24 protein-coding genes are annotated in these 23,617 nt (G+C 67.7%); 10 read left to right on the top strand and 14 right to left on the bottom strand.

The window, feature by feature from the left end; all coding sequences use genetic code 11:
- The first annotated feature begins 24 nt into the window (after window positions 1–24).
- Window positions 25–1,572, top strand: a complete 1,548-nt coding sequence (locus tag ACFWV3_RS33235) for an ATP-dependent DNA ligase (RefSeq protein WP_382417166.1) — start codon at window positions 25–27, stop codon at window positions 1,570–1,572.
- A gap of 154 nt (window positions 1,573–1,726) precedes the next feature.
- On the opposite strand, the gene ACFWV3_RS33240 is transcribed toward ACFWV3_RS33235, so the two are convergent.
- Entirely contained in the window at window positions 1,727–1,996 is a 270-nt protein-coding gene (locus ACFWV3_RS33240) for a hypothetical protein (protein WP_382417168.1), read from the bottom strand.
- A 155-nt stretch (window positions 1,997–2,151) separates the two neighbouring features.
- On the opposite strand from ACFWV3_RS33240, the gene ACFWV3_RS33245 reads away from it, so the two are divergent.
- Genes ACFWV3_RS33245 through ACFWV3_RS33260 form a run of 4 tightly spaced genes read left to right on the top strand, consistent with a single transcriptional unit; the run spans window position 2,152 to window position 6,127 of the window.
- Window positions 2,152–2,934, top strand: coding sequence for a GNAT family N-acetyltransferase (locus ACFWV3_RS33245; protein WP_382417170.1), 783 nt, complete (start codon window positions 2,152–2,154; stop codon window positions 2,932–2,934).
- 31 nt (window positions 2,935–2,965) lie between these two features.
- Window positions 2,966–4,405 (top strand): GuaB1 family IMP dehydrogenase-related protein, encoded by a 1,440-nt coding sequence (locus ACFWV3_RS33250; protein ID WP_382417172.1) that lies wholly within the window; start codon window positions 2,966–2,968, stop codon window positions 4,403–4,405.
- Window position 4,406: 1 nt separating this feature from the next.
- Window positions 4,407–5,360 carry an ATP-binding cassette domain-containing protein gene (locus tag ACFWV3_RS33255; RefSeq protein WP_382417174.1) on the top strand — a complete coding sequence of 318 codons (954 nt, stop codon included), beginning with the start codon at window positions 4,407–4,409 and terminating at the stop codon, window positions 5,358–5,360.
- Complete coding sequence (locus tag ACFWV3_RS33260) at window positions 5,357–6,127, top strand: ABC transporter permease (RefSeq protein WP_382417176.1); 771 nt, start codon at window positions 5,357–5,359, stop codon at window positions 6,125–6,127. The genes ACFWV3_RS33255 and ACFWV3_RS33260 overlap by 4 nt, the downstream gene beginning before the upstream one ends.
- Before the next feature lie 60 nt (window positions 6,128–6,187).
- Here the strand turns inward: ACFWV3_RS33260 and ACFWV3_RS33265 are convergent, their stop codons facing one another.
- Window positions 6,188–7,492 (bottom strand): PhoH family protein, encoded by a 1,305-nt coding sequence (locus ACFWV3_RS33265; protein ID WP_382417302.1) that lies wholly within the window; start codon window positions 7,490–7,492, stop codon window positions 6,188–6,190.
- A gap of 388 nt (window positions 7,493–7,880) precedes the next feature.
- Window positions 7,881–9,131: a DUF885 domain-containing protein gene (locus ACFWV3_RS33270; protein WP_382417178.1), complete on the bottom strand. Its 1,251-nt coding sequence runs from the start codon at window positions 9,129–9,131 to the stop codon at window positions 7,881–7,883.
- A 229-nt stretch (window positions 9,132–9,360) separates the two neighbouring features.
- Here ACFWV3_RS33270 and ACFWV3_RS33275 point away from each other — a divergent pair, with 229 nt between their 5' ends.
- On the top strand, window positions 9,361–9,618 hold the full coding sequence (locus tag ACFWV3_RS33275; protein ID WP_382417179.1) for a hypothetical protein: 258 nt from the start codon (window positions 9,361–9,363) through the stop codon (window positions 9,616–9,618).
- Between the two features lie 86 nt (window positions 9,619–9,704).
- Complete coding sequence (locus ACFWV3_RS33280; protein WP_382417181.1) at window positions 9,705–9,974, top strand: hypothetical protein; 270 nt, start codon at window positions 9,705–9,707, stop codon at window positions 9,972–9,974.
- A gap of 59 nt (window positions 9,975–10,033) precedes the next feature.
- Here ACFWV3_RS33280 and ACFWV3_RS33285 read toward each other — a convergent pair whose 3' ends face one another.
- Window positions 10,034–10,813 (bottom strand): isoprenyl transferase, encoded by a 780-nt coding sequence (locus ACFWV3_RS33285; protein ID WP_382417183.1) that lies wholly within the window; start codon window positions 10,811–10,813, stop codon window positions 10,034–10,036.
- 77 nt (window positions 10,814–10,890) lie between these two features.
- On the opposite strand from ACFWV3_RS33285, the gene ACFWV3_RS33290 reads away from it, so the two are divergent.
- Window positions 10,891–11,562 (top strand): hemolysin III family protein, encoded by a 672-nt coding sequence (locus ACFWV3_RS33290; RefSeq protein ID WP_382417185.1) that lies wholly within the window; start codon window positions 10,891–10,893, stop codon window positions 11,560–11,562.
- A gap of 94 nt (window positions 11,563–11,656) precedes the next feature.
- Here the strand turns inward: ACFWV3_RS33290 and ACFWV3_RS33295 are convergent, their stop codons facing one another.
- From ACFWV3_RS33295 to ACFWV3_RS33335, 9 genes are all read right to left on the bottom strand, one after another.
- On the bottom strand, window positions 11,657–12,016 hold the full coding sequence (locus ACFWV3_RS33295) for a hypothetical protein (protein ID WP_382417187.1): 360 nt from the start codon (window positions 12,014–12,016) through the stop codon (window positions 11,657–11,659).
- Between the two features lie 154 nt (window positions 12,017–12,170).
- Entirely contained in the window at window positions 12,171–13,397 is a 1,227-nt protein-coding gene (locus ACFWV3_RS33300) for a tyrosine-type recombinase/integrase (RefSeq protein ID WP_382417191.1), read from the bottom strand.
- 11 nt (window positions 13,398–13,408) lie between these two features.
- Window positions 13,409–13,591, bottom strand: a complete 183-nt coding sequence (locus ACFWV3_RS33305) for a helix-turn-helix domain-containing protein (RefSeq protein WP_382417193.1) — start codon at window positions 13,589–13,591, stop codon at window positions 13,409–13,411.
- A 16-nt stretch (window positions 13,592–13,607) separates the two neighbouring features.
- Entirely contained in the window at window positions 13,608–15,221 is a 1,614-nt protein-coding gene (locus tag ACFWV3_RS33310) for a replication initiator (protein ID WP_382417195.1), read from the bottom strand.
- Between the two features lie 56 nt (window positions 15,222–15,277).
- Complete coding sequence (locus ACFWV3_RS33315; RefSeq protein WP_382417196.1) at window positions 15,278–16,750, bottom strand: FtsK/SpoIIIE domain-containing protein; 1,473 nt, start codon at window positions 16,748–16,750, stop codon at window positions 15,278–15,280.
- 332 nt (window positions 16,751–17,082) lie between these two features.
- A complete protein-coding gene (locus tag ACFWV3_RS33320; RefSeq protein WP_382417198.1) occupies window positions 17,083–17,331 on the bottom strand; it encodes an AMED_5909 family protein in 249 nt (82 codons plus the stop codon).
- Window positions 17,331–17,603 (bottom strand): hypothetical protein, encoded by a 273-nt coding sequence (locus tag ACFWV3_RS33325; RefSeq protein WP_382417199.1) that lies wholly within the window; start codon window positions 17,601–17,603, stop codon window positions 17,331–17,333. Before ACFWV3_RS33325 ends, ACFWV3_RS33320 begins: the two co-directional genes overlap by 1 nt.
- 11 nt (window positions 17,604–17,614) lie before the next feature.
- Window positions 17,615–18,031: a hypothetical protein gene (locus ACFWV3_RS33330; RefSeq protein ID WP_382417200.1), complete on the bottom strand. Its 417-nt coding sequence runs from the start codon at window positions 18,029–18,031 to the stop codon at window positions 17,615–17,617.
- A gap of 119 nt (window positions 18,032–18,150) precedes the next feature.
- Window positions 18,151–18,921, bottom strand: a complete 771-nt coding sequence (locus ACFWV3_RS33335; RefSeq protein WP_382417202.1) for a GntR family transcriptional regulator — start codon at window positions 18,919–18,921, stop codon at window positions 18,151–18,153.
- Between the two features lie 1,805 nt (window positions 18,922–20,726).
- Between ACFWV3_RS33335 and ACFWV3_RS33340 the strand changes: the two genes are divergently transcribed.
- Entirely contained in the window at window positions 20,727–21,137 is a 411-nt protein-coding gene (locus ACFWV3_RS33340) for an NUDIX hydrolase (protein ID WP_382417204.1), read from the top strand.
- Between the two features lie 36 nt (window positions 21,138–21,173).
- Here the strand turns inward: ACFWV3_RS33340 and ACFWV3_RS33345 are convergent, their stop codons facing one another.
- Complete coding sequence (locus tag ACFWV3_RS33345; protein ID WP_382417206.1) at window positions 21,174–22,568, bottom strand: class II fumarate hydratase; 1,395 nt, start codon at window positions 22,566–22,568, stop codon at window positions 21,174–21,176.
- Between the two features lie 62 nt (window positions 22,569–22,630).
- Between ACFWV3_RS33345 and ACFWV3_RS33350 the strand changes: the two genes are divergently transcribed.
- Window positions 22,631–23,599, top strand: a complete 969-nt coding sequence (locus ACFWV3_RS33350) for an NAD(P)/FAD-dependent oxidoreductase (RefSeq protein WP_382417208.1) — start codon at window positions 22,631–22,633, stop codon at window positions 23,597–23,599.
- Window positions 23,600–23,617 lie beyond the last annotated feature (18 nt).

Below are 23,617 nucleotides of genomic sequence, written 5' to 3' on the forward strand. Positions count from 1 at the left end.
AGTGCTCGGGTGCACCATTGATCCGTGCTCCTCTCCGAAGTAGTCGACACGTCGGCCGCCGTGGCGGCGACCCGGTCGCGCCTGGCCAAGATCAAGGCGCTGTCCGCGTTGCTGCGCTCGGCGACGGCCGACGTCGTGGTCGCGGTGGTGTCGTTCCTCATCGGCACGCCGCGGCAAGGTCGCATCGGCGCGGGCTGGCGCACGGTCGTCGACCTCTCGGTGTCCCCGGCTGCCGCCGCCGGGCTCACGATCGCCGAGGTCGACGCCGCGCTCGCCGAGGTCGCCGCGACGTCCGGCAAGGGCTCGGCCCAGCGCCGGGTCGACCTGCTGACCGCGCTCTTCGCGCGCTCCACGGAGGCGGAGCAGGACTTCTTACGCCGGTTGCTCACCGGCGAGCTGCGCCAGGGCGCCCTGGAGGGCGTGATGCTGGACGCGATCGCGTCCGCGTCGGACGTGCCGGGCGAGACGGTCCGCCGCGCCTTCATGCTGTCGGGCCGACTGCCGGAGACGGCCGTGGCCGCCCTGGAAGGCGGTGCCGCGGCGCTGGAGGCGTTCCGCCTGGAGGTGGGCCGCCCGCTGCGCCCGATGCTCGCCTCACCCGCGGAGTCGCTGGACGAGGCCCTGGAGGAGCTGGGCAGCTGCGTGGTGGAGCACAAGCTCGACGGCGCCCGCATCCAGGTGCACCGCTCCGGCGACGAGGTCCACGTCTACACCCGCACGTTGCGCGAGATCACCAAGACCGTGCCCGAGCTGGTCGAGCTGGTCCGCGGCCTGCCGTGCACGTCCGTGGTGCTCGACGGCGAGACCCTGGCCCTCACGGACGAGGGCAGGCCGCGACCGTTCCAGGAGACGATGAGCCGCTTCGGCGCGCAGGACGAACGCGAGCTGCTCCTGCACCCGTACTTCTTCGACTGCCTGCACCTCGACGGCAAGGACCTGCTCGACGAGCCGCTCCGCGACCGCCTGGCCGCCCTGCGCCAGGTGGCGGGCGAGCACGTCATCCCCGGCGTGCTGGACCCGTCGGCGCCAGAAGCCGCCGAGGTGGTGAAGGCCTCGCTGGCCGCGGGCCACGAGGGCGTGATGGTGAAGTCACTGGCCTCGCCCTACGCCGCCGGCCGCAGGGGCCGTGCCTGGCAGAAGGTGAAGCCGGTCCACACCCTCGACCTGGTGGTGCTGGGCGTGGAGTGGGGCAGCGGCCGCCGCCGCGGCTGGCTCTCGAACCTGCACCTGGGCGCCCGCGACCCGGACGGCGGCCCGCCGGTCATGGTCGGCAAGACCTTCAAGGGCCTCACCGACGAGCTGCTGAAGTGGCAGACCGAAGCCCTGCAGGCCATCGCCACGGACAGCTCGGAGTGGGTCGTGATGGTCCGCCCGGAGCTGGTCATCGAGATCGAGCTGGACGGCGTCCAGGTCTCGCCGCGCTACCCCGGCGGCGTGGCCCTGCGCTTCGCCCGCGTGGTGCGCTACCGCCCGGACAAGGACCCGTCGGAGGCGACGACGATCGACGAGGTGAGGGCCCTGCTGCCGGCGGCGGGCCCGCCGCCGGAGGTGGTGGCGGACCCGGAGGAGTGAGCCCGGCCAGGCCAGGTCGGTTCGGCGTGAGACCGGGGTCGGGGCGCGGAGAGCCACCTCGGGGCGAGCCTCGGCGGTGGCGCGGGGTGTGAGGCGAGCCCAGCCGTGATGGCTGCCGCGAGCCACCCGCGCCGGTGTGCTCTGCCCGCCTCCCTCAACCGCCACCCGCCCGGCCCGCCACCGCCGCCCGCTCGGCCCGCCACCGCCGCCCGCTCGGCCCGCCACCGCCACGCCGCCACCGCCACCGCCGCCCGCTGCCTGCCGCCACCGGGCCACCGCCACCGGGCCACCGCCACCGGGCCACCGCCACCTGCCGCCCGCCACCTGCCGCCCGCCACCTGCCGCCCGCCACCTGCCGCCCGCCACCTGCCGCCCGCCACCTGCCGCCCGACGCCACCACCCGCCGTTGGCCACCCGCAGCCACTCCATCTCCGCCCTCGACCCCTGGCCGCCACACCACCCTCACCCGTCGCCCGCCACCCCCGACCTGCCCTTGGCCCCCCGTCGTACCCCCACCACCCCCAACCGCGCGCGAAATTCGAGTGCAGCCCGTCGCCACCAGCCAATACCGTCCGGCCGGTGACCGATGCCGCCGCGCTCCTGCGCGCCTACGACGACCAGGCCCGCTCCGCCGAGTGGGCCTCCCGCGACCCCGAAGCCACCGTCGACCGCGACGGCCCGGTGTACCGGGTCTCCCGGCCGGCCAGGCCGGGCTTCGTCGCCGGAGCGCCGGACCTGGGCATCACCGGCCAGAAGCTCGACGAGCTCATCGCCCGCCAGCGCGACTTCTTCGCGGCACGCGGCCAGCAGTTCGAGTGGAAGACCTGGGGCCACGACATCCCCGCCGACCTGCCGGAACGGCTCACGCGGGCCGGGTTCGAGCCGGACGACCGCGAGACCGTGCTCATCGGCAGGGCCGAGGAGATGGCCGCGCCCGTCCACCTCGAAGACGGCATCACGCTGCGCGAGACCAGGGACGAGGCCGACATCCGGAAAGCCGTCGCGTCGTCGAGCGAGGCGTTCGGCAAGGACGTCGGCTTCCTGACCGACTATCTGCTCGGCAAGAAGGACGACCCCGACACCGTCATCGTCCTGGCTGAAGCACAAGACCGGGTTGTCTCGTCCGCGCGGCTGGAGGTCGTCAAGGGCACCGAGTTCGCCGGCCTGTGGGGTGGCAGCACCCTCCAGGAGTGGCGCGGCAAGGGCATCTACCGCGCCCTCATCGCGCGCCGGGCGGAAACGGCGCTCCGGAGGGGCGTCAAGTACCTCCAGGTCGACGCCACCGAGGACAGCCGGCCGATCCTCGAACGGCTCGGGTTCGTGGCGGTCACCACGACCACCGGGTACGTCTGGAAACCGTGAGAACCTGCGAAGACGCGTATCGTGGAAGCACGTGCGGTTCATCGAAGGGCATCGACCCTCTTACGACCTGACCTACGACGACGTGTTCCTCGTTCCCGGCCGCAGCGCCGTGGAGTCCCGGTTCGGCGTCGACCTCTCCACCTCGGACGGCACCGGGGCCACGATCCCCATCGTCGTCGCGAACATGACGGCCGTGGCCGGGCGGCGGATGGCCGAGACCATCGCGCGGCGCGGCGGGATCGTCGTCATCCCGCAGGACGTGCCGACCGAGGCCGTCGCGGAGATCACCTCGTGGGTCAAGGAGCGGCACCCGGTCTGGGACACCCCGCTGACGCTCACCACGGGCGACGCGGTGGCGGACGCGTGGAACCTGATCCACAAGCGGGCGCACGGCGCGATCGTGGTTGTGGACGACGGCAACAGGCCGTTGGGCGTGGTCGACGAGGCGGCGCTCACGGGCGTCGACCGGTTCGCGCGTCTGGGCGACGTGATGAACACCGACGTGTTGAAGCTGCCCCTCGGCACGAAGCCGCAGGAAGTCTTCGAGAAGCTCCACCACAGCACGCACAAGATCGCGCTCGGAGTCGACGAGCAGGAGCGGCTCAGCGGTGTGCTGACCGAGCTCACCGCGTTGCGGGCAGAGGTCTACCAGCCCGCCACCGACGACGAGGGCCGGCTGCGGATCGCCGCCGCGGTCGGGGTCAACGGTGACGTGCGGGCCAAGGCCGAGGCGTTGGTCAAGGCCGGTGTGGACGTTCTCGTCGTGGACACCGCGCACGGTCACCAGGAGAAGATGATCGCCGCGCTCAGGGCGGTCAGGGAGGCCAACCCCGGCGTGCCGATCGCGGCGGGCAACGTCGTCACCGCGGAGGGCGTGCGCGACCTGGTCGAGGCGGGCGCGGACATCATCAAGGTCGGCGTCGGGCCGGGCGCGATGTGCACCACGCGCATGATGACGGGCGTCGGGCGGCCGCAGTTCAGCGCCGTCGCGGAGTGCTCGGCGGAGGCGCGCAGGCTCGGCAAGCACGTCTGGGCCGACGGGGGCGTGCGGCACCCGCGCGACGTGGCGCTGGCACTGGCCGCGGGGGCGAGCAGCGTCATGGTCGGCAGCTGGTTCGCGGGCACCTACGAGTCGCCCGGCGACCTGCAGCGCGACGAACGCGGAAACCTCTACAAAGAATCCTTTGGAATGGCGTCGAAGCGCGCCGTGACGGCCAGGACGCGCAGCGACAACGCGTTCGACCGCGCCAAGAAGGGTTTGTTCGAAGAAGGCATCTCCACCTCGAAGATGAGGTTGGACCCGGTGCGCCCGAGCGTGGAGGACCTGCTCGATGCGATAACCTCCGGCGTCCGCTCGGCCTGCACGTATGCCGGCGCGACCTCGCTCGAGGAATTCCACGTCAGGGCCGTTCTCGGCATCCAGTCGGCGGCTGGGTTCGCGGAAGGTCGGCCCCTGCCAGGGGGATGGTGAAATGGACGAAGCGGTTGAGGTAAGAGATCTCCGCAAAATCTACAAACCCGGACAAAAACCCGCGGTCGACGGATTGAGCTTCACCGTTCGCCGCGGTGAGGTCTTCGGTCTGCTCGGCCCGAACGGCGCCGGCAAGACGACCACGGTCGGCGTGCTGACCACGCGCGTCCGCCCCACCGAGGGGCAGGCGTTCGTGGAGGGCGTCGACGTGGTCGCCGACTCCCAGCGCGCCCGGCAGCTGCTCGCCGTCGTGCCGCAGCGCAACAACCTCGACCGCTCGCTCAACGCGCGGCAGAACCTGCTGTTCCACGCTGCCTACCACGGCATCGGGTCCAAGGAGCGGGAGAAGCTCGCCGACGACATCCTCGAGCGCATGGGGTTGAAGGACCACCAGAACGCGCTCGTCGACACGTTGTCAGGCGGTCAGGCGCAACGGCTGATGATCGCCCGCGCGCTCATGCACCGCCCGAAGGTGCTGTTCCTCGACGAACCGAGCACCGGCCTCGACCCGCAGGCGAGGCTCTTCGTCCACGAACGCGTCACCGCCCTGCACGACGAGGGCGTCACGGTCGTGCTCACCACGCACGACATGGACGAGGCCGCGAAGCTCTGCGACCGCGTCGGCATCGTCGACCACGGCAAGCTGCTCACCCTCGACACGCCGGACGAGCTGACCAGGAACCTCCCCGGCAGCAACACCGTCAGCGTCACGGTGAGCCCGAACGGCCACGAGCCCGCCAAGATCACCCAGGCGCTGTCCGAAGTGGACGACGTGCAGCGCGTCGAGGAGCTCGGCGCCATGTTCCGCGTCTACACCGACGCCGACACCTCCGTCACGCTGCCCGCGGTGCTGAACGCGTTGCGGGACCTCGACGTCGTCGTCAGCGACGTCGCGATCGGCAAGCCCAGCCTCGAGGACGTCTTCATCCACCTGACCGGCAGGGAGCTGCGGTGAGCCAGTTGACGACGTTCCGGGCGATCCTGTGGCGCGACGTCTTCGTCACGGGCCGCGAGCTGCCGAGCTTCCTCGCGCAGGTGATCATCCAGCCGTTCTTCACCCTCTTCATCTTCGCGAAGGTGCTCGGGGACGTCGGCTACGTCCAGGGCGACTTCGCCCAGGTGCTGCTGCCCGGCATCATCGCGATGAACGGGTTCCTGGGCGCGTTGCAGAACACGACCCTTCCGCTGGTGCTGGACTTCTCGTGGACGCGGGAGATCGAGGACCGGCTGCTCGCGCCGATCTCCATCCCGCTCGTCGCGGTGGAGAAGATCGTGTTCGGCGCGATCCGCGGGTTCTTCGCGGCACTGCTGATGGTGCCGGTCGGGTTCGTCATGCTCGACGTCTCGTGGCCGTGGGCGGGCGTTCCCGGTGCGCTGCTGGTGGTCGTCCTCGGGTGTCTCGCGGGCGGCTCGGTCGGCATGGTCATCGGCACGTCGGTGCCCGCGCGCCGCGTCAACATCATGTTCGCGGTCATCCTGACCCCGTTGCTGTTCACGGGTTCCGCGCAGTTCCCGTGGCGGTCGCTCAGCGACGACCTGCTGTGGTTCAAGGTGGTCTGCGCGCTCAACCCGCTGACGTACGTGAGCGAGGGCATGCGCGCGGAGCTCGTGCCGAACGTGCCGCACATCCCGCTGCCGGTCGTGGTGCTCGTGCTCCTCGTCGCGATCGCCGGCTTCGGCGGGCTCGGCCTGCGCGGGTTCATGAAGCGCGCACTCGACTGACACGACGTGGGAAAACGGCCCCGCGCAACGAAAGCGCGGGGCCGTCCTGCTTTCCCGGAACTACGAGGCGTAGTCCTCCAGCATCTCCGTGACGAGAGCCGCGATCGGCGAACGCTCCGAGCGCGTCAGGGTGACGTGGGCGAAGAGCGGGTGGCCCTTCAGCTTCTCGATCACCGCCGCCACGCCGTCGTGCCGGCCCACCCGCAGGTTGTCGCGCTGCGCCACGTCGTGCGTCAGCACCACCCGCGAGTTGCTGCCCAGTCGCGACAGCACGGTCAGCAACACGTTGCGCTCCAACGACTGCGCCTCGTCGACGATCACGAAGGAGTCGTGCAGCGAACGGCCGCGGATGTGGGTGAGGGGCAGGACCTCGAGCATCCCGCGGTCCATCACCTCTTCCACGACCGCCTGGCTCACCAGCGCGCCGAGGGTGTCGAACACCGCCTGCGCCCACGGCCCCATCTTCTCGTTCTCGCTACCGGGCAGGTAGCCGAGCTCCTGGCCACCGACCGCGTACAACGGCCGGAACACCACGACCTTGCGGTGCTGCCTGCGTTCCATCACCGCTTCGAGGCCGGCGCACAGCGCCAGCGCCGACTTGCCGGTGCCCGCACGTCCGCCCAGCGAGACGATGCCGACATCGGCGTCGAGCAGCAGGTCCAGCGCGATCCGCTGCTCAGCGGACCTCCCGTGCAGTCCGAACGCCTCCCGATCTCCGCGCACCAGCCTGATCTGCTTGTCCGCGGTCACCCGGCCCAGAGCGCTCGACGTGCCCGCCAGCAACCGGAGTCCGGTGTGGCAGGGCAGCTCGGCGATGTGCTCCAGGTCCTCGTACTGGGTCGGGTCGACGACGTTCTCCTTGAACAGGCCGTCCACGAGGGACTGGGGAACGTCCAGATCGGACATGCCCGTCCAGCCTGACAGGGTGACGTCGTGCGCCCGGTACTCCTCCGCCGGCAGGCCGACCGATCCGGCCTTGACCCGCAGCGGCATGTCCTTCGTCACCAGGGTGACGTTGCGCCCCTCAGCAGCGAGGTTGAGGGAGCACGCGAGGATTCGGGCGTCGTTGGAGTCCGTTCGGAAACCTGATGGCAACACCTCCGGGTCGGAGTGGTTGAGCTCGACGTGCAAGGTGCCTCCCAGATCCCCGATGGGGATCGGCGAATCGAGGCGACCATGCCGCAAGCGCAGGTCGTCGAGCAGGCGCAGTGCTTCCCTCGCGAACCAGCCCAGTTCGGGGTGGTGGCGCTTGCCCTCCAGCTCGCTGATCACCACGAGCGGGAGCACGACCTCGTGCTCCGCGAACCTGGTGGGGGCGAGGGGATCGGACAGCAGTACCGACGTGTCCAGCACATATGTCGTGATGGCCGGTGCGGCGGACTTGCGCCGGGAGGAAGAACTGCGCGATGAGCCTGAGGAACGGCTCGCGGGACGTCGTGCGTTCACGGCAACTCCCTCACGAACGCGGCACCCGCGTCCGCTCCTCGCTGGGCCAGGCACTACCCTGATTGATCGTCGAGCCCTCCGCCGTGGTGGCGTCAGGCAGGTCGACCACGAGGGCCGGGTGCCGGCCCCCTCGCGACGTCGTCTGCCACGATCAGAGCCTCCCTGCGCGGTCCGCAGTGGTCGCGTCCCGCCGGTTTCGAAGTTACCTGTGGAAGTGCCCCATCGGCACGAAGCCACACAGGTGAATCCGAATTCGTCATCTGCCCGAAAACATCCCGAAACGTGACCGCAAGCGTGTTTTTGCTGGTCAGATGGCGTTTTCCGGTGATCCGTGAGCGAGCCACGACAGACCGTCCCTCACCTCGTTTTCAAGTGAGGCCGGCACGAGGGGCTCGTCGAGAAGCCTCAGATAGCGCGAGTCGAGCGTTTCTCCCGGCGCCCGGACGTCCAGCCAGGCCCGCACGAGACGGACGCCTTCGACGTACGTCGTGGTGTACGCGCGCCACAGCGGATCCGCCAGAAAACGAACCATCTGCCGGGCACGGCGTTCGGGGACTAGCAGCCACCTGCGCAGATGCGCAACCACGTCATCCTGATCCGCACCCCGATCGTGTAGCAGCAGCGCCGCGTCCTGCCGCACCGTGAGCAGGCCCGACGCCGCCGACTCGACCTTTTCGGACAGTTCGCCGTCCATTCGCAACCCCAGGTCGCGGAGGACGCTCTCCGTCCAGACGCCCCAGCCGGGCCCGACCGCGGCGTGCAGGCCGAGGTCCGCCATGCCCTCGGCCATGAGGCACTGCGGCGTGTTGATCAGGAAGATCGACTGCTCGGCGTACCCGCGCTTCGCCACCAGGCCGGCGTCCTTGCGACAGTGCTCGGTGTGGTGGCCGGGGTAGGACTCGTGCGCGACCAGGTGCGGCAGGGTGGATATGCGCTGGCCCAGGTCCGCGTTGATCGCGACCCGGCTGCGGTAGTCGCCGAGGTAGTGGTTGAAGCCGCTCCACGGCTTGTCGGTGACCACCTGGTACTCGACGACCTCGTGCTCGGGCAGCGCGTACTTCTGCCGCACGCGGTCCCTCAGCGCGCTGGAGACGGCCTGCACGGCGTCCTGGAGCCGCCGCACGGGCACCTCGTCGGCCGTGCGGAACGCGTGGAGGCGGTCGGCCAGCGAGCCGGACCCCTCGAGGGCGGCGTCGAGCTTGCGGTGGGCGTGCGCGTACGCGTCCTCGTCACCGGGGCGGACGCGGACCTGGAAGTACCGCTCGACCTCGTCGACGAACGAGATCCGTTCGCCGTCGAGCTTGCGGGCGGTGCACTCCAACGCCCGCAGGTGCGCGTCGAGAAACTGTTTGCGCTGCTCAGCGAGGTCGCTGCCGGGCAGTTCCGCGCGCAACCGCCGGGCGTGCTCGCCGAGCGCCCTCGGGTGCAGGCGCGGTTCGTTGTCGACCGAGCGGCTCAGAGCGGGGTCGCCGGTGAAGGAGTCGACGAACCCGGACACGAGGCGCCCGAGCCGCAGCCCCAGCACCTGATATCCGCGCACCAGCTCGTCGGCGTCCATGAGTCGAAGAGCGTAGAGCGTCTACCACAGCGACTTGGCCGCGACCGAATCGTGAAACGACGACCACCTGATCGGGGAATGTCGTTGATCTTGTCGTCACACAATGGTGTCACTCGGGCGGCCGATTGCGATCACTGCCTATAGCGTTCTAGCCCGGAGACCCCACCGCTCCGGAGATCCCCGAAGACTCCGGAAATGACGGGGAAAACCCGACATGAAGGAGAATGACGTGAAGAAGGTTTGTGCCGCGGTCGCTGCCGCTGCCGCCCTGTCGCTCGCGTTCGCCCCGGCTGCGATGGCCGGCGAGGGCCACGGTGGACACCACTGGTCCAACGGCCCGCTGCTCGTCCTGCTGAACGGCAACAACCTCAACGGTACCGTGGGCGCCTGCGGCAACAACGTCGGTGTCCTGGGTGGCGCCGTGCCGATCAACTCGCCGTCGCTCACCGACACCTGCGCCGCCGGCGGCATTGTCGACGAGGGCTGATCTCTTTCGTGCTGCGTCTGGGGGCGTCATTTTCTGGCGCCCCCAGATTTGTTTCATCAGTTTCACACCTTCATGAGGAGAAAATCGTGCTGAAGAAGGCTGCTGCCGCTCTCGGCGTTGCCGCTGCGTTCCTGGCCGTCGGTTCCCCCGCGATGGCCCAGGGCGGTCACGAGTGGACCAACATGCCGCTGCTGGTCGTCGGCAACGCCAACAACCTCAACGGCACCGTCGGTGCCTGCGGCAACAACGTCGGTGTGCTCGGCGCGGCGGTTCCGGTGAACTCGCCCTCGATCACCGACACCTGTGCCGCCGGCGGCATCGAGGACGGCGCTGACTGGATGGGCTGGGACGACTGATCTCGTCCTCAAGCTGAAAGGGGCGCTCACCGCACGCGGTGGGCGCCCCTTTTCGCACGTCAGTTGCCGTAGCGGCGATGGCGCTTCGCGTACTCGCGCATGGCCCGCAGGAAGTCGGTGCGCCGGAAGCCCGGCCAGTAGGCCTCGCAGAACCAGAACTCCGAGTGCGCCGACTGCCACAGCATGAACCCGGAGAGCCGCTGCTCACCGGACGTGCGGATGATCAGGTCGGGGTCCGGCTGCCCGGACGTGTAGAGGTGCTCCGCGATGTGGTCGACGTCGAGCACCTCGGCCAGTTCCTCGATGGTGCCGCCGCGCTCGGCGTGCGCCTGCAGGAGCTTGCGCACGGCGTCCGCGATCTCCTGCCGCCCGCCGTACGCGACGGCGACGTTGACCTGGATGCCAGTGCGGTTCTTGGTCTTGTTGGCCGCGGTGGTGAGCCGCTCGGCGTGCTCCTCGGGCAACATGTCGATGGCGCCGACGTGCCGCACCCGCCACGGCATGCCGTCACCGGCCAGCTCGTCGGTGATGTCGGCGATGATGTCGAGCAGCGGGGCGAGCTCGGCGTTGTCGCGGTTCAGGTTGTCGGTGCTCAGCATCCAGAGCGTGACGACCTCCACTTTGGCGTCACCGCACCACTCGAGGAGCTCGAGGATCTTCCTGGCGCCGGCCCGGTGCCCGTCCGCGACGTCGGTGAAGCCGGCCTCCCTGGCCCACCTGCGGTTGCCGTCGAGGACCACGCCCACGTGCTTGGGCACCTGTGTCCCGCTCAGCTCGCGCCGGAGAATCCACTCGTAGAGGTGGATAGCGACATCTTTCACACGGGTCCGGAGTGCCACGCCAGAAGAGCGTACGCCGTGCGGGCTTCATCACTGACCGGCGGCCCGAAACCTACGGTCGCGTAACCTAAGGCCCTGTGACCACTGCGACCATTCCTCCACAGCCCGGACTGCGGCCGCGCCTTCGTGGGTGGCTGCACCTCTGGTCGTTCATAGCCTCGGTGGCGACAGGCGCGACACTCATCGCCCTCGCCGCGTCCACGGTGTCCGCCCGAGCGGCCCTGGCCACCTCGGTCTACGGCGCGACAGTGCTGGGCCTCTTCGGCGTCTCGGCTCTCTACCACCGCGTGACGTGGAAGTCCGACCGCGTGCGCACGTGGATGAAGCGCCTGGACCACTCGATGATCTTCGTGTTCATCGCCGGCACCTACACGCCGTTCGCCCTGCTGGCGATGAACCCCGGGACCGGCTCGACCGTGCTCTGGGTGGTGTGGATCGGCGCTTTGCTGGGCGTGACCCTGAAGCTCGCCTGGCCGCACGCGCCCCGGTGGCTCGGGGTGCCGATCTACATCGCGCTCGGGTGGGTGGCGGTGTTCGTGCTGCCCGAACTGCTGCACCACGCCGGCGTTGCCGCGCTCGTGTTGTTGCTGGTGGGTGGGGCTTTGTACACCGTGGGCGCGGTCTTCTACGCGACTCGGTGGCCGAATCCTTGGCCGCAGGTGTTCGGGTACCACGAGTTCTTCCACGCTGCGACTGTGGTGGCGGCGATCTGCCACTACATCGCCATCTGGCTCGCGATGTACTCCTGACCTGGCGTTTTGTGGTTGGTTGATCTTGTCAGGCCGTCTCCAGGCCGTCAGCCCGTTTCTTCGGCTTGAAGAGCGCGTTGGCGGCCCCAACGGTCTACCGTCTGTGCTTACCCAGGGTAGGAAGACCGCCCGAGACTGGCTTGATGCTTGCGCCCGGTGACTTGATCACCACCGACAGGGAGGGCTTGGGCTGCCCGAAGCGCCAGAATTTCACTGCTCGGCGATCTACTACATGGCGCACACCGGCGATGAACAGTGCAACTTGCGTCTTGCGCGACTCGACGACACGTCCCCAGTGGCCGATGAGTGGTCCCGTGCAGACCAGTCCGAACTGGAACTCCTGCAGGTAGCGCTGATTCGCCGCGCGCTTGGCTGCTTTCGCTGCTGCAGCCTTGGCGGCTTCGGCAGCCCGAGCTTCCTCGATCGTCTTCTTTGCTTTGCGACGTTTCCCCATTGACCCTCTCTCAACGATGAGACAGTGCCTCGTCAGACGGTGAATCAGTCGAACGCATGCGGTCCAGGCTTGGTCTGTCCAGACCAGTGGCGCGCCTGCGTCTTCGTGCCTTCGGTGGCGGCCATGACTACGTGTCGCTAGCTGGTCGACTTCGTTACGCCGTCTCCAGGCCGTCAGCCCGCTTCTTCGGTTTGAAGAGCGCGTTGGCGGCCTTCCTGCTCTTGTCGCCGCTGGACGGCATCAGGTGCGTGTACACGCGGAGCGTGAAGCCGGGGTCGTGGTGCCCGAGGTTCACGCTCAGAGCCTTGACCGAGACGCCGCCCTCCAGCTGAGCGGACGCGTAGAGGTGCCGTAGGGCGTGCATCCCGTCGTCCTGCGGCACGTACTCCAGACCGGCCCTGGCGAACGCGGGACGCCAGACGCCCATGTTGAACTTCTGGCGTCGGCACGCGCTCCCGTCCGGCGTGGTCATGAGCAGCCGGACCGTCACGAGCTTCCCGTCCGGCTTCTCCCAGGGCAGCGTGACCGCGACCGGCGGGTACTCCTCCATGTAGTCGTCCAGCTCGTCCAGGACGCCGTCACCGGCCGGAACGCTGCGTTCCTTCTTGCTCTTGGGCGGAGCCCACACGAGCGTGTTCTTCACGATCCGCACCTGCCGCACGATGTGGAGCTCGGCGGCGTCCCGGTCGATGTCGTCGGGGGAGAAGCCGAAGACCTCTCCCTGACGCATCCCCGCTCCGGCACCGAGCACGGCAGCAGGCTTGTAGCGGGCAGGCAGCGCGAGCCGGATCGAGTGCAACCGCTTCTCCGGCCACGGCTTGATCCTGCGTTCAGGCGGTGACGGCCGTTGCACACTCCGTGCCTTGCACGCGTTGGCGTGGATGATCTTCTCCTCCACCGCCGCGTTCAGGATGGACGAGAGCCGGTCGAACAGGAGTTGCTGATAGGTGAGCGACAGGCCGGCCTCGCTCATGCCGGTGATCCAGCCGCGGACCATCGGAATGTCGATGCTCTTGAGGCTGCTCTTGCCGAAGTACGGCACCAGGCGCTTGTTCACCTGATACCGCAGGTTCTCCTGCGTCGCCGCGTCCTGTGACTGCCCGCCGAACCAGGTCTCGACGTACGCCGCGAACTTGATCTCACCGGCCTTGGGATCGACGTACTTGCCCTCCCGCTTGTCCGACTCGACCTCAAGCAGGAAGTCGTCCGCCCTCTTCTTCTGACGGTCCGGGAAGCTCCGACTCTTCTCGTTCCCGTTGGGGTCGAAGTAGCGCACCTTGTACCGCAGGCCCTTGCCGTGCAGCTCCGTCTTGACCCGCTTGACCTCCTTGGTCTCGGGGTCCTTGACCTCTTTCCACCAGCGATCTTGCACGTGTCCCATCGCGTCACTCCCTACGCTGTTGGATCTTGTTCAACCCACAGGCGCACCTGTGCGGGCACGTAGCGCAGGTGCTTGCCGACCTTGCGCACCGGCGGGCCGTAGCGCCGCCATTTCCACTGGTAGAGCGTCTTGACCGGCACCCTCAGGAAGGCCGAGACCTCTTCCACGCCCCACAACGGTTCGACGTCCGACATGCAGATCCCCTTGGAACTAGGCGGCAATTGCTGGAGTTGCTGAAAGATCTGGCGCGGGACGAGGAAGCGCCGCGAGCGTGGCTTGCGCCTGTTCGTACTCGGCTCGCCACTTGAGCCGTTGCGCGATCATCTGCATGAGCAGTTCGGCACGGCCGGGAACGTGCGGATCACCGGCCCGGACGGGCGACCACACGAGCCGCGTCCGGTCGGTCTCCTCCTTGGCGATACCAGCCGCCGCGAGCGCTTCCTTCACGAACGCGGCCCGGTCGGACTTGTGCTCGGCGAGGGTCTTCCCCGACCAGCGCCGAGACACGAGCACACGCCGGCCGGGCAGACCGAGCGTTTCCCTGCGGTGAGCCTTGGAGCGGCAGCGCCCCGGAGTCATCCGCGAGTTCGCGCCCTTGGGCTGCACGCCGTAGATCAGCCAGACCGCGCACCGGTCCGAGCACGGCGTGACGGCCAGCTCTGCGGCCAGGCGGTCAGCGTGGTCCGAGACCCGAGCCGAGGCGTCCACCTCAACAACTTCGGCGATCGACTTCACGAGGTACTTGGTCAGATAGCCGACGTGCCGCCCAGCCTCCTCCGTGCCGCCGAGGATGCCCTTGGAGTGCACCTGACGGCCGAACTCAGCCACATGCGCCGGAGCGTCCAGGTTGGCCACCGCGTCCGCCCACAGGGTCAGCGGGACGTTCGTGTCCGGGTCCACGAAACCCTTGGCGCGCATGTCCCACACGGGCATCCGCGTACCGCTGTACTTGATCTCGTCGTGGTCGGGCCACCACACCTGGAGATAGGTGGCCGCCGTGACGTCGCGGACGACCTGGTGCGGGATCGAGCCCCGGACGGCGAAGTGCGCGTGCGGGGTGATGCGCCGCTGGGGCTCGACCGTGCCGAAGTACTGCGCGTCGAAACCCACGACCCGACGGAGGTTCTGCCACCACCGGTCCAACAGAGACGCGAAGTGCACAGCGTCCCGCGCAGCACGCCGGTAGTCGTACGAACTCGGGTCAACAGGCGTGCCGTCACTGCGCACCTTGCCGTAGGTGTCGAGCGTCAGCGTGATGAACGTGGACGGCCGGTACTTGCCCGCGAACTCCCTTCCCACCGTCCGCTTGTCCACCTTGCGCCGAGGCAGGTTGGGCGCGTCCTGCCGCCGACGAGTCGACCGAACCGGAGCCGTCCTGGCCGGCCTTTCCACGGCGGGAAGGTTCCCGCGGACTCCCTCCCGCCGCAGGTCAGAGTCAGCCTCGCTGATCGCCTCACGCAGGTCGTCGACCTGGTCGACCGCGCCTTCCACCTCAGCCTTGCGGTACTCCGCCGTCAGGTCCGACCGGTACGTGACGAGCGCGACCTGATCGGCGGTGGGCTTCTCGCGTTCGGCGACGGGTTCGTGGTCGAGGTGCCAGCCCTCGCGGCACTGAGCCATGCGGGAACGGCGGTTGCGGTCCGCGCAGGCCGGGCACTTGCTCGCCTGAGTCGAGTTGCAGCGAACCGCAACGATCCGGACCTCTCCGGTGTCGAGGTCGACAACCTCCCGCATCACCGGCCGGGTACACACGCCGTGCTGCTCAGCCGCCGCTTTGATCACGTCGAGCGAGAGCGGCAGCCGAGCCCGTTCCGCCGACGTCATGCCCGCAACATCAAGCGGCACAGCGGGAACAACGCCATCAGTATCCGATGTGGACATCACGCCGCCATCCCTTCTTGCCCTTCGGTTCGTCCGGTGAACTCGTGCACCGTCGCGTCGGTGAGGAATAGGGAAAGCTCGACCAGGTCCGCGTCCGTCACGTGGAAGGCCCGAGCCCTCTCCGGCTTCCGCTGGCCGTCCTGCTTGACCCACGCGACACCGGGCGTGTTCTCGCTGATCTCATGAGCCGCCGCACCGCGTTGCCGGACACCGTCGCCCAGGACCATGTCCACCTGAACCGGCTCGTCCAGCCGCAGAGCAACGCGCGTGGTGAACAGGTGCCGGAACCCGACGATCTCCTTGCGCGGGTCCTGGACGAGCGCGACCGTCGCGAACCCAGGAGCGCGTCCCTGCGAGGTGATCGTCTGCACCGCCCGAGTAGCGCGGTCCCGCAGGTTCTTGTCCGTCTGGTAGGCGATCACGTCCGCCAGTTCGTCCACGATCAGGACCGTGAACGGCTCACCGGTCGAACGAGCCCACAGGCGTCGGACACCCCGGTACCGCGACGCCCGTTCCTTGACCTCAGCGGCGATCTCTTCAAGCAGCTCGACCGCGTCCGGGCCGTTGTCGTAGACGACCTTGGCGAAGGCGTCCGGGCACTGCCCAAGCTCCATGCCGCCCTTGGGATCGATGCCGACCAGGCGCACGAGCCCCGCACGGATGGCCGGGGCGAGCTGCCAGACGATCGACCACAGCACCGAGCCCTTGCCCGCACCGGGAACACCGACGACGAGCAGCTGAGAGCCCAGCAGCCGCAGCAGCCACGGCCGGCCATTCTCGGTAGCTCCGACCACGACGCGCTTGAGGTTCACCGCCGCCGCATCGTCCGACAGAGCAGGCACCGCGAGAGGTCGAGCGAGCGGGTCCGAGTGGATGAAGTCGAGTTCGAGCACCCGAGGCCGCAGCACCCGGACCCGGCACGACTTGGCGTTGAAGGAGTGCGCCAGGTTGTCCCGCCGTGCCTCCCACTGGTCCGGGGACTGCGCGGGGATCATCTTGACCCGCACCCGGTCCCGCCAGCCCTCCGAGCGGACGCGACGCAGCTTCGGGCGGTGCTCGGTACCCCGGTTGTCCTTCGTGAGGTCAGCGAGCCGTGTCACGGTGCGCCAATGCGGCACGTAGACCGTGGCCCGACGCCACTCCGTCAGCACCCGGAACCAGCAGTGCCGAACGAACGTCGGCCGGTGAAGACCAGCCCAGATCACCAGCCCACCGGCACCGGTCAGCACGACGACCACCAGGCCCCACAGCCCGCCGTGCACCTGGACCAGGTAGAGCGTGACACCCCCGAAGACGGCCACCGGGTAGCGCACGGCCAGCACCGCAAGCCGCACAGCGAGCCAGCCAGCCAGCACCAGCAAACCGACCGGCAGCAGCACGACCTTGACCCACCGAGGCAGGAAGAACCACCACGGCAGACGCGGCCGGACACCCTCGAACGGAGCCGGATCAACCCACCTGTTCCCAGCCATCACGCCTCACCGCCGCTCACCACGACGACGAAGATCAGCGGCAGCCAGCCGAGGCAGGCACAGCACTTGATCTGTCCGGGCGCGTAGATGCCGAACCGGTGGCACACCTGGCAACGGCGGCCGTTCGGCAGCTTCCAGTCACTCCCGCTTGACGCGCTGCACGAGTGTGGCGATACCCTTTGCATGACTCGAATCTCCTTGTTTCCCAACGAATGCATGGCAGATCGAGTCGGTACGTCGCCGGGGAGCAGTCGAGGCCCGCCAAGACTTTCGACTGCTTCCCGTGCGACACACCAACAGGTATTCGGTTGTCGATCAGGGGACTTCGGGGATCAGGCCCCGTCCACTTCGCGCGCCAGCCGGGCCTCACGGTCAGCCCAGTACAGCGCCTCGTGGTGGTGACCCCGGTCCAGCTCCGCGACCCTCTGGTACACCGCCGCGCTCTTCTCGTGGAACTTCCGCAGCTCCGCCGGATCGGCCCCGTTGCGCGGCATCAGCCGAGGCAGCAAGTCATGCGCCTCGCTCAACGACTGCACTTGAGCGACCCGCGCCCACGTCACCTTCTGTTCGGCCACGGTCATCACAGCCTCCCCGCGCCGGACTCACCGAGGTCGTCAGAGTCGCGGAGCGAGTGCCGTCCTTCAGTGCCCGCCAGCGAGGACGAAAGCGCAAGAGCGCTGTTGGCCAGGCTCCGCATGTAGTCAGCGAGCAGCGCCGGATCACCCTCTTCCGGCGAGCCGATCGCGATTCGAGCCCCGCCGAAGGTCAGCCGCAGCGCCAGGAAGTCCGAGTCAGGCCAGCGGACCACTTCCACCTTGGACCCGGCATCGATCGTGAAGATGCCCTGCATCATCGGCACCTCACCTACGCCGCAGCAGACGACGCGTCAGGCTTCTGCGTCGCCTTGCTCGGACGGTTCGCGGTCTGGGGAGACACCATCTCGTCGGCCCAGACCGTGTAGCTGACCCAGCCGTCCCGCACGTAGGGCGTGACCTTGAGCCCGAGGAACATCGCCGGGCGGAACGGCGTGCCGGGCAGCGTCTCCGGCGGAACCGGCTGGTAGTCGGCCGCGATCTTCACGACCTGACCGGTGTTCTTGCCCTTCGCGGAGGGGTCCGTGCCCTGCACCGTCCACACCGGACGACCCGTGAGCTTGCAGACGGCGGGCTTGGTCTTGCCATCGGCCCAGTCGTTCGCCCGCTCCACCGAGATGACGTAGAAGCCCTGCGGGAACAGCTCGTCGAAGGTGATGGGGAACCTGTGACCAGCGGGGATAGCCATGTTGTTTGCCTCTCATGATCCTGTTGCTCGTATCCAAGCTTGTGCACTCGTCTACTAGTGTACACAAGTATGCAAGGCGCAAAAGGGGCCTGCTGACCAGGGTGAACCTGGAAGCAGGCCTACTCGGGCGCGGCGAACTCGTAGCTGAAGCTGTACTTGTCTGCGGCTACGACGCTGTCGAACACCTCCACCGGGACGTCGTTCTGGTCATAAGCGACACGGACGAGTTGGACGACGGGGACCCCACCAGCCAGTTGCAGCGTGCGAGCCTCGTCAGGGGTGGGCATCCGCGCCGTGAGGTCTTCTCGAAACCGGGTGAGCATGTGGCCGGCCTCTTCGACGCGGGCATAGGAGCCGCCGGGACCCGAGTCCTGTTCGACAAGCTTGGTGCCCGCTGCCAGAGATGCCGGGAAGTAACTGTCCGCCAGCTGCATCGGCACGTCGTCAGCGAACATGATCCGCCGTCGCACTACCGTCTGGTCGCCTTCGCTGAGCTTCAGCAGCTCGGCAACGTAGCCCGGCGGATCGATCGCGCCGACCTCAAGCAGCTTCTGGCTTGGAGTCATTCCAAGGCGCTTCACCTCGGCTGCGAACGCGCCGTCGCCAGCTTCCCGGCGTTTGCGGGAGAACCGGTTCATGCCTGCACGGATGATCACGGGCGAAGAGCGGACGAAGACGCCTCGGCCGTGCTGTGAGACGGTCAAACCCTCTGCTGCCAGCTCACCGAAGGCGCGTCGAGCGGTCACGCGGGTCACGCCGTACGTCTTCGCCAGCTCGTTCTCGGACGGCAGGCGTGCTCCAGGACCGTAGGTTCCGTCGTTGATCGCCTGTCGCAAGATGTCGGCGATCTGCCGGTAGACAGCTCGGTCACTGGATTGATCGATCTGCACTAGCCCTCCTCTCGTAGGTTGTGTACACAGGTACATGAGCATACGTCATTGAGCTCGGAATGAAAACAATGAGAGTCCTCTAGATCGTGCAGGTACTCGATTGTCCGAAGGCTCTTATGAGATTTAGTGATTTTCCATAGGGGGAGGGTCGGTTATTGGGGTGCTCAATCCGCCGACTTGAAGCCAATCTCGGTCAACGTACGATTCATAGACGTCCTCGGAGTGTCGTGTAACTGTAGTAGTGACCTTCCATGGCTTTTGGATTCCAAGTAACCTGACTTCGTTTGCGTCAAGCTTGAGTCCACAAACTTCGCACTCAAATCCTATCGGCAGCACGGTGCTTAGGTACTCGCGGGTTTCTCCAATTTGAATGTCTGGTTGGCCACTTGATCCGGATTTATCGTAGTCGGCATAGAGCAGTCCGGCGTGTTCGCATACTTTGCACTTCTCAAAGTCGACAAACGACGACACCATGCGTACGGACAAGTTTGCGGTTACGATTGCCGCATACTCCTTGATGTTAGGACCCAATCGATTTGTTAGATCCTGGAGCCGTTGCTTCGCAATTTCCAGCTTGGCGTCTAGTCGGATCTGAATCTCGGTCGTGGCCTCATTGAGGAGTCTTTTTGCTGTTAGAGAGCTCGATCCCCAAAATTTCTCCCAGTCTGCGGATATTATATTGATAAGTTCGTTGGTGAGGCGCACAAAACTTCGTAGCGCTGCTGTCGCGCGCGCCCTGTCTGCTATCCCGGTATGGCAAATGGAATTTCTAACTTCAAATATTACGCTGTCTGGGTTGGTGGCGTAGGAGAAATTGGGGTGAAGTTCGCGCACGCGCTTACATGCTTCGGGTCCGCTCACTGTACGAATCTTCTGAAGGTCAACTTCAATCGCTGGCATTGAGCCCGATAGGTATCTCAATGTTTCGAAATTGCAGCCCTGATCGGCAATTAGTACAGGACTTGAGATCGAAAGGCAATGCTTGGCAAGGTATTCCAGGGATAGACCGCCCTGAAGTGCTCCTCTGTGAACTGACTCCGAACTATCGTGGAAGGATCCGACTGCTTCTCGTGCAGCTCGGCTAGCGGAGTCAAAGAGAAGACGTGGAAGCGCTGTGACGTCTCGCCATTCGTCAGACTGTGTCATCATCCCGCCCTGAGAGTCGTGCTGGCACTCTAGCGGTAGGGCTGCTGCTGAATTGTGCTTTATGGGATCAAGGCGCGCCGCCGTCGGCGGCGCGCAGCGGGCCGGTCGCCTACAGCGTGGCCCGCATCCATCCGGGCACGTCGGGCTCCCGCTTCGCTCCGCCCGCCGGCCACGGCGGCACGGCCCACGAGGCGGCGCAGCAGCGCACCACCGACGGCGGAACCAGGACCACGAGCTACCAGCCAACGCCAGCCGGAACGATCGCCAGGTGGCCGCCTGATCGAGCCGGGCACGGCGATCGACTGCCGCGACGGCTACGCCGCCTTGCCACCGAGCATGGAACCCCAGGCAGCATGAAGGGCACCACCCCGACACGCCATGATCAGCCACTGCCAGCAGCACCGCGTCAAGACGGGAAGCGTGTCTTGACCCAGCACCACTGACCGCGAGATCGGCTCAGTGTCGAGGTGATGCCCGAGGTGCGGTTGATCAACTCCCAGGCCGTCTCCAGGCCGTGAGACGTCCCAAAGCGCCGACAGCCAGTGAGAACATCCGAGCAGGAAAACTGCAGATCAACAGCGGTGTACGCCAGCATTCGCGCTCAGCGTGAATCCCGGCGCGCACAACATCGCCATCTGGCTCGCGATGTACTCCTGACCATGCACTCGGTGAGCGTCGCCGGTGTCGTCGTCAACGACGCGGGCGACGTTCTCGTCGTCCGCCGCCGGGACAACGGTCGTTGGGAACCGCCCGGTGGCGTGCTGGAGCTGCCGGAGACCTTCGAGGACGGCGTGCGCCGGGAGGTCCTGGAGGAGACCGGGGTCTCGGTCCGTGTGGAACGGCTGACCGGTGTCTACAAGAACATGAAGCTCGGCTTCGTGGCGCTCGTCTTCCGCTGCACGCCGCTGGGCGAGCCGAGCGATGAGACCGACGAAGCCGCGGAAGTGCGGTGGATGTCGCTCGACGAGGTGCGCGAGGCGATGGCACCCGCATACGCCGTGCGCGTCACCGACGCGTTCGGGCCGAGCGCGCACACTCGCGCCCATGACGGCGTGAACCTGCGTTCCTGATCCCGGTGCCGGCCGAAACCGGCACCGGACCAAGGATCAACGACCGCCGCGCGCCATGTGCAGCACGTCCAGCGCCGCGTCCAGCTGCTCCTCGCTCAACTTCGAAGGCACGTGCCCGCGTTCCAGCACCACCTCGCGGATCGTCTTGCGCTCCTTCAGCGACTGCTTCGCGATCGAAGCCGCCTCCTCATACCCGAGGTACCGGTTCAACGGCGTCACGATCGACGGCGACGACTCGGCGTACTCCCTCATCCGCGAGGCCACGGGCTCGGCACCGGTCAGCACCTTGTCCGCCAGCAGCCGGGCCACCGCGGCCAGCAGGCGGGACGACTCCAGGACGTTGCGGGCGATCACCGGGAGCATCACGTTCAGCTGGAAGTTGCCCTGCGAGCCGGCGAAGGCGACGGTCGCGTCGTTGCCGATCACCTGGGCCACCACCATCATCGTGGCTTCGGAGATCACCGGGTTGACCTTGCCCGGCATGATCGACGAGCCCGGCTGGAGGTCGGGCAGGGCCAGTTCGCCCAGGCCGGTCCGGGGGCCCGAGCCGAGCCAGCGGAGGTCGTTGGCGATCTTGAACAGGGCCACGGCGGAGGCGCGGAGCTGGCCGGAGATCTCGACCACGCCGTCCTGGGTGGCCTGCGCCTCGAAGTGGTCTCGTGCCTCGACCAGTGGCAAGCCGGTCGCCGTCGCCAGTTCCGCGGCCACCGCGGCGCCGAAGCCTTCGGGGGCGTTCAGGCCCGAGCCGACTGCCGTGCCGCCGATCGGGAGTTCGGCGAGGCGCGGGACCGACGATGACAGGCGCTCCACGGAGTAGCGGACCTGCGACGCCCAGGCGCCCGCCTCTTGGCCGAGTGTCACGGGTACGGCGTCCATCAGGTGCGTGCGGCCCGACTTCACCAGCGACGACCACTCGGCGGCGCGGGATTCCAGTACGCCCAGCAGGTGTTCCAGGGCGGGGATCACGTCGCCGAGAACGGCTTCGGTGGTGGCCACTCGCAGGGTGGTCGGGAAGGTGTCGTTGGACGACTGCGAGGCGTTGACGTGGTCGTTCGGGTGCACGTCGCGGCCCAGGGACTTCGAGGCCAGCGAGGCGATGACCTCGTTGGCGTTCATGTTCGACGACGTACCGGAACCCGTCTGGAACACGTCGACCGGGAAGTGCGCGTCGTGCGCGCCGGCCGCCACCTCGTCGGCCGCGGTCGCGATGGCCTCGGCGACGTCCTCGGGCAGGACGCCGAGGCGGGCGTTCACCCTGGCCGCGGCTCCCTTGAGCAGGCCGAGGGCCCTGATCTGGGCTCGGTCGAGGCCTCGACCGGAAATCGGGAAGTTCTCGACCGCGCGTTGGGTCTGGGCGCGCCACAATGCGTCGACCGGCACGCGGACCTCACCCATCGTGTCGTGCTCGACGCGGTACTCCTGTTCAGACATACCTCCGAGTCTCTATCGTCGATCAGAGCACTGCCACCCACCACTGGCAGAAGGGCCCTCTCATGGAGCGTGACGTCGACCTCCTCGTCGTGGGTGCTGGTCCCACGGGGTTGTTCGCCGCTTACTACGCAGGCTTCCGGGAAATGAACGTCGCCGTCGTCGACGCCCTGCCAGAACCGGGCGGCCAGGTCACGGCGATGTACCCGGAGAAGATGATCTTCGACGTGGCCGGGTTCCCCGCGGTGCGCGGGCGCGACCTCGTCAACGGGCTGGTGGAGCAGGCCGGGCAGTTCAAGCCCGACTACCTGCTCGGGCGCCAGGCCCGCACCTGTGAGTCCATTGAGGACGGTCTGAGGATCGGGCTCGCGGACGGCACCGCCATCAACACCAAGGCAGTGCTGATCACGGCCGGCATGGGCGAGTTCAACCCGCGTCCGCTGCCCGCCGGCAACGGGTGGCTGGGGCGCGGCATGGTGCACTTCGTGCCGGTGCTGGCCGAGCACGCCGGGCAGCACGTCGTGATCGTCGGTGGTGGCGACTCGGCGTTCGACTGGGCGCTCGCGCTGCACCCGATCGCCGCCAGCGTCACGATCGTCCACCGCAGGGCCAACTTCCGCGCGCACGCCGCGACCGTGCGGCAGGTGCGGGAGCTCGGCATCGAGATCATCACGGACGCCGAGGTGCTCGCGTTGCGCGGCGAGCCGCTGTCCGAAGTGGACGTCAAGGTCAAGGGCGAGGACGTCAAGACGCTGCCGGCGCACACCGTCGTCGCGGCGCTCGGGTTCACGGCCGACCTCGGGCCGATCGAGTCGTGGGGGCTCGAGCTCGACCACCGCGCGGTCGTCGTCGACACGACCATGAAGACCAAGCTCGACCGGATCTACGCGGCGGGCGACGTCGCGCAGTACCCCGGCAAGGTCAAGCTCATCGCCACCGGGTTCGGCGAGGCGGCGACCGCGGTCAACAACATCGCGGTGCTGCTCAACCCGTCGGCGCACCTCTTTCCCGGGCACTCCAGCGACGGCAGCTAGAAGACGGTGCCGGGCGCG

Source organism: Lentzea sp. NPDC059081, assembly GCF_042738015.1.
Lineage (GTDB): Bacteria > Actinomycetota > Actinomycetes > Mycobacteriales > Pseudonocardiaceae > Lentzea.

Bases quoted from the DNA above. Each gene is read 5' to 3' on its own strand.
- ACFWV3_RS33345 (WP_382417206.1), bottom strand. From the start codon at position 22,568: ATGTCTGAACAGGAGTACCGCGTCGAGCACGACACGATGGGTGAGGTC.
- ACFWV3_RS33330 (WP_382417200.1), bottom strand. From the start codon at position 18,031: ATGGCTATCCCCGCTGGTCACAGGTTCCCCATCACCTTCGACGAGCTG.
- ACFWV3_RS33300 (WP_382417191.1), bottom strand. From the start codon at position 13,397: ATGGGACACGTGCAAGATCGCTGGTGGAAAGAGGTCAAGGACCCCGAG.
- ACFWV3_RS33255 (WP_382417174.1), top strand. From the start codon at position 4,407: ATGGACGAAGCGGTTGAGGTAAGAGATCTCCGCAAAATCTACAAACCC.
- ACFWV3_RS33320 (WP_382417198.1), bottom strand. From the start codon at position 17,331: ATGACCGTGGCCGAACAGAAGGTGACGTGGGCGCGGGTCGCTCAAGTG.
- ACFWV3_RS33340 (WP_382417204.1), top strand. From the start codon at position 20,727: ATGCACTCGGTGAGCGTCGCCGGTGTCGTCGTCAACGACGCGGGCGAC.
- ACFWV3_RS33305 (WP_382417193.1), bottom strand. From the start codon at position 13,591: ATGTCGGACGTCGAACCGTTGTGGGGCGTGGAAGAGGTCTCGGCCTTC.
- ACFWV3_RS33315 (WP_382417196.1), bottom strand. From the start codon at position 16,750: ATGGCTGGGAACAGGTGGGTTGATCCGGCTCCGTTCGAGGGTGTCCGG.
- ACFWV3_RS33350 (WP_382417208.1), top strand. From the start codon at position 22,631: ATGGAGCGTGACGTCGACCTCCTCGTCGTGGGTGCTGGTCCCACGGGG.
- ACFWV3_RS33270 (WP_382417178.1), bottom strand. From the start codon at position 9,131: ATGGACGCCGACGAGCTGGTGCGCGGATATCAGGTGCTGGGGCTGCGG.
- ACFWV3_RS33310 (WP_382417195.1), bottom strand. From the start codon at position 15,221: ATGACGTCGGCGGAACGGGCTCGGCTGCCGCTCTCGCTCGACGTGATC.
- ACFWV3_RS33295 (WP_382417187.1), bottom strand. From the start codon at position 12,016: ATGGGGAAACGTCGCAAAGCAAAGAAGACGATCGAGGAAGCTCGGGCT.
- ACFWV3_RS33325 (WP_382417199.1), bottom strand. From the start codon at position 17,603: ATGATGCAGGGCATCTTCACGATCGATGCCGGGTCCAAGGTGGAAGTG.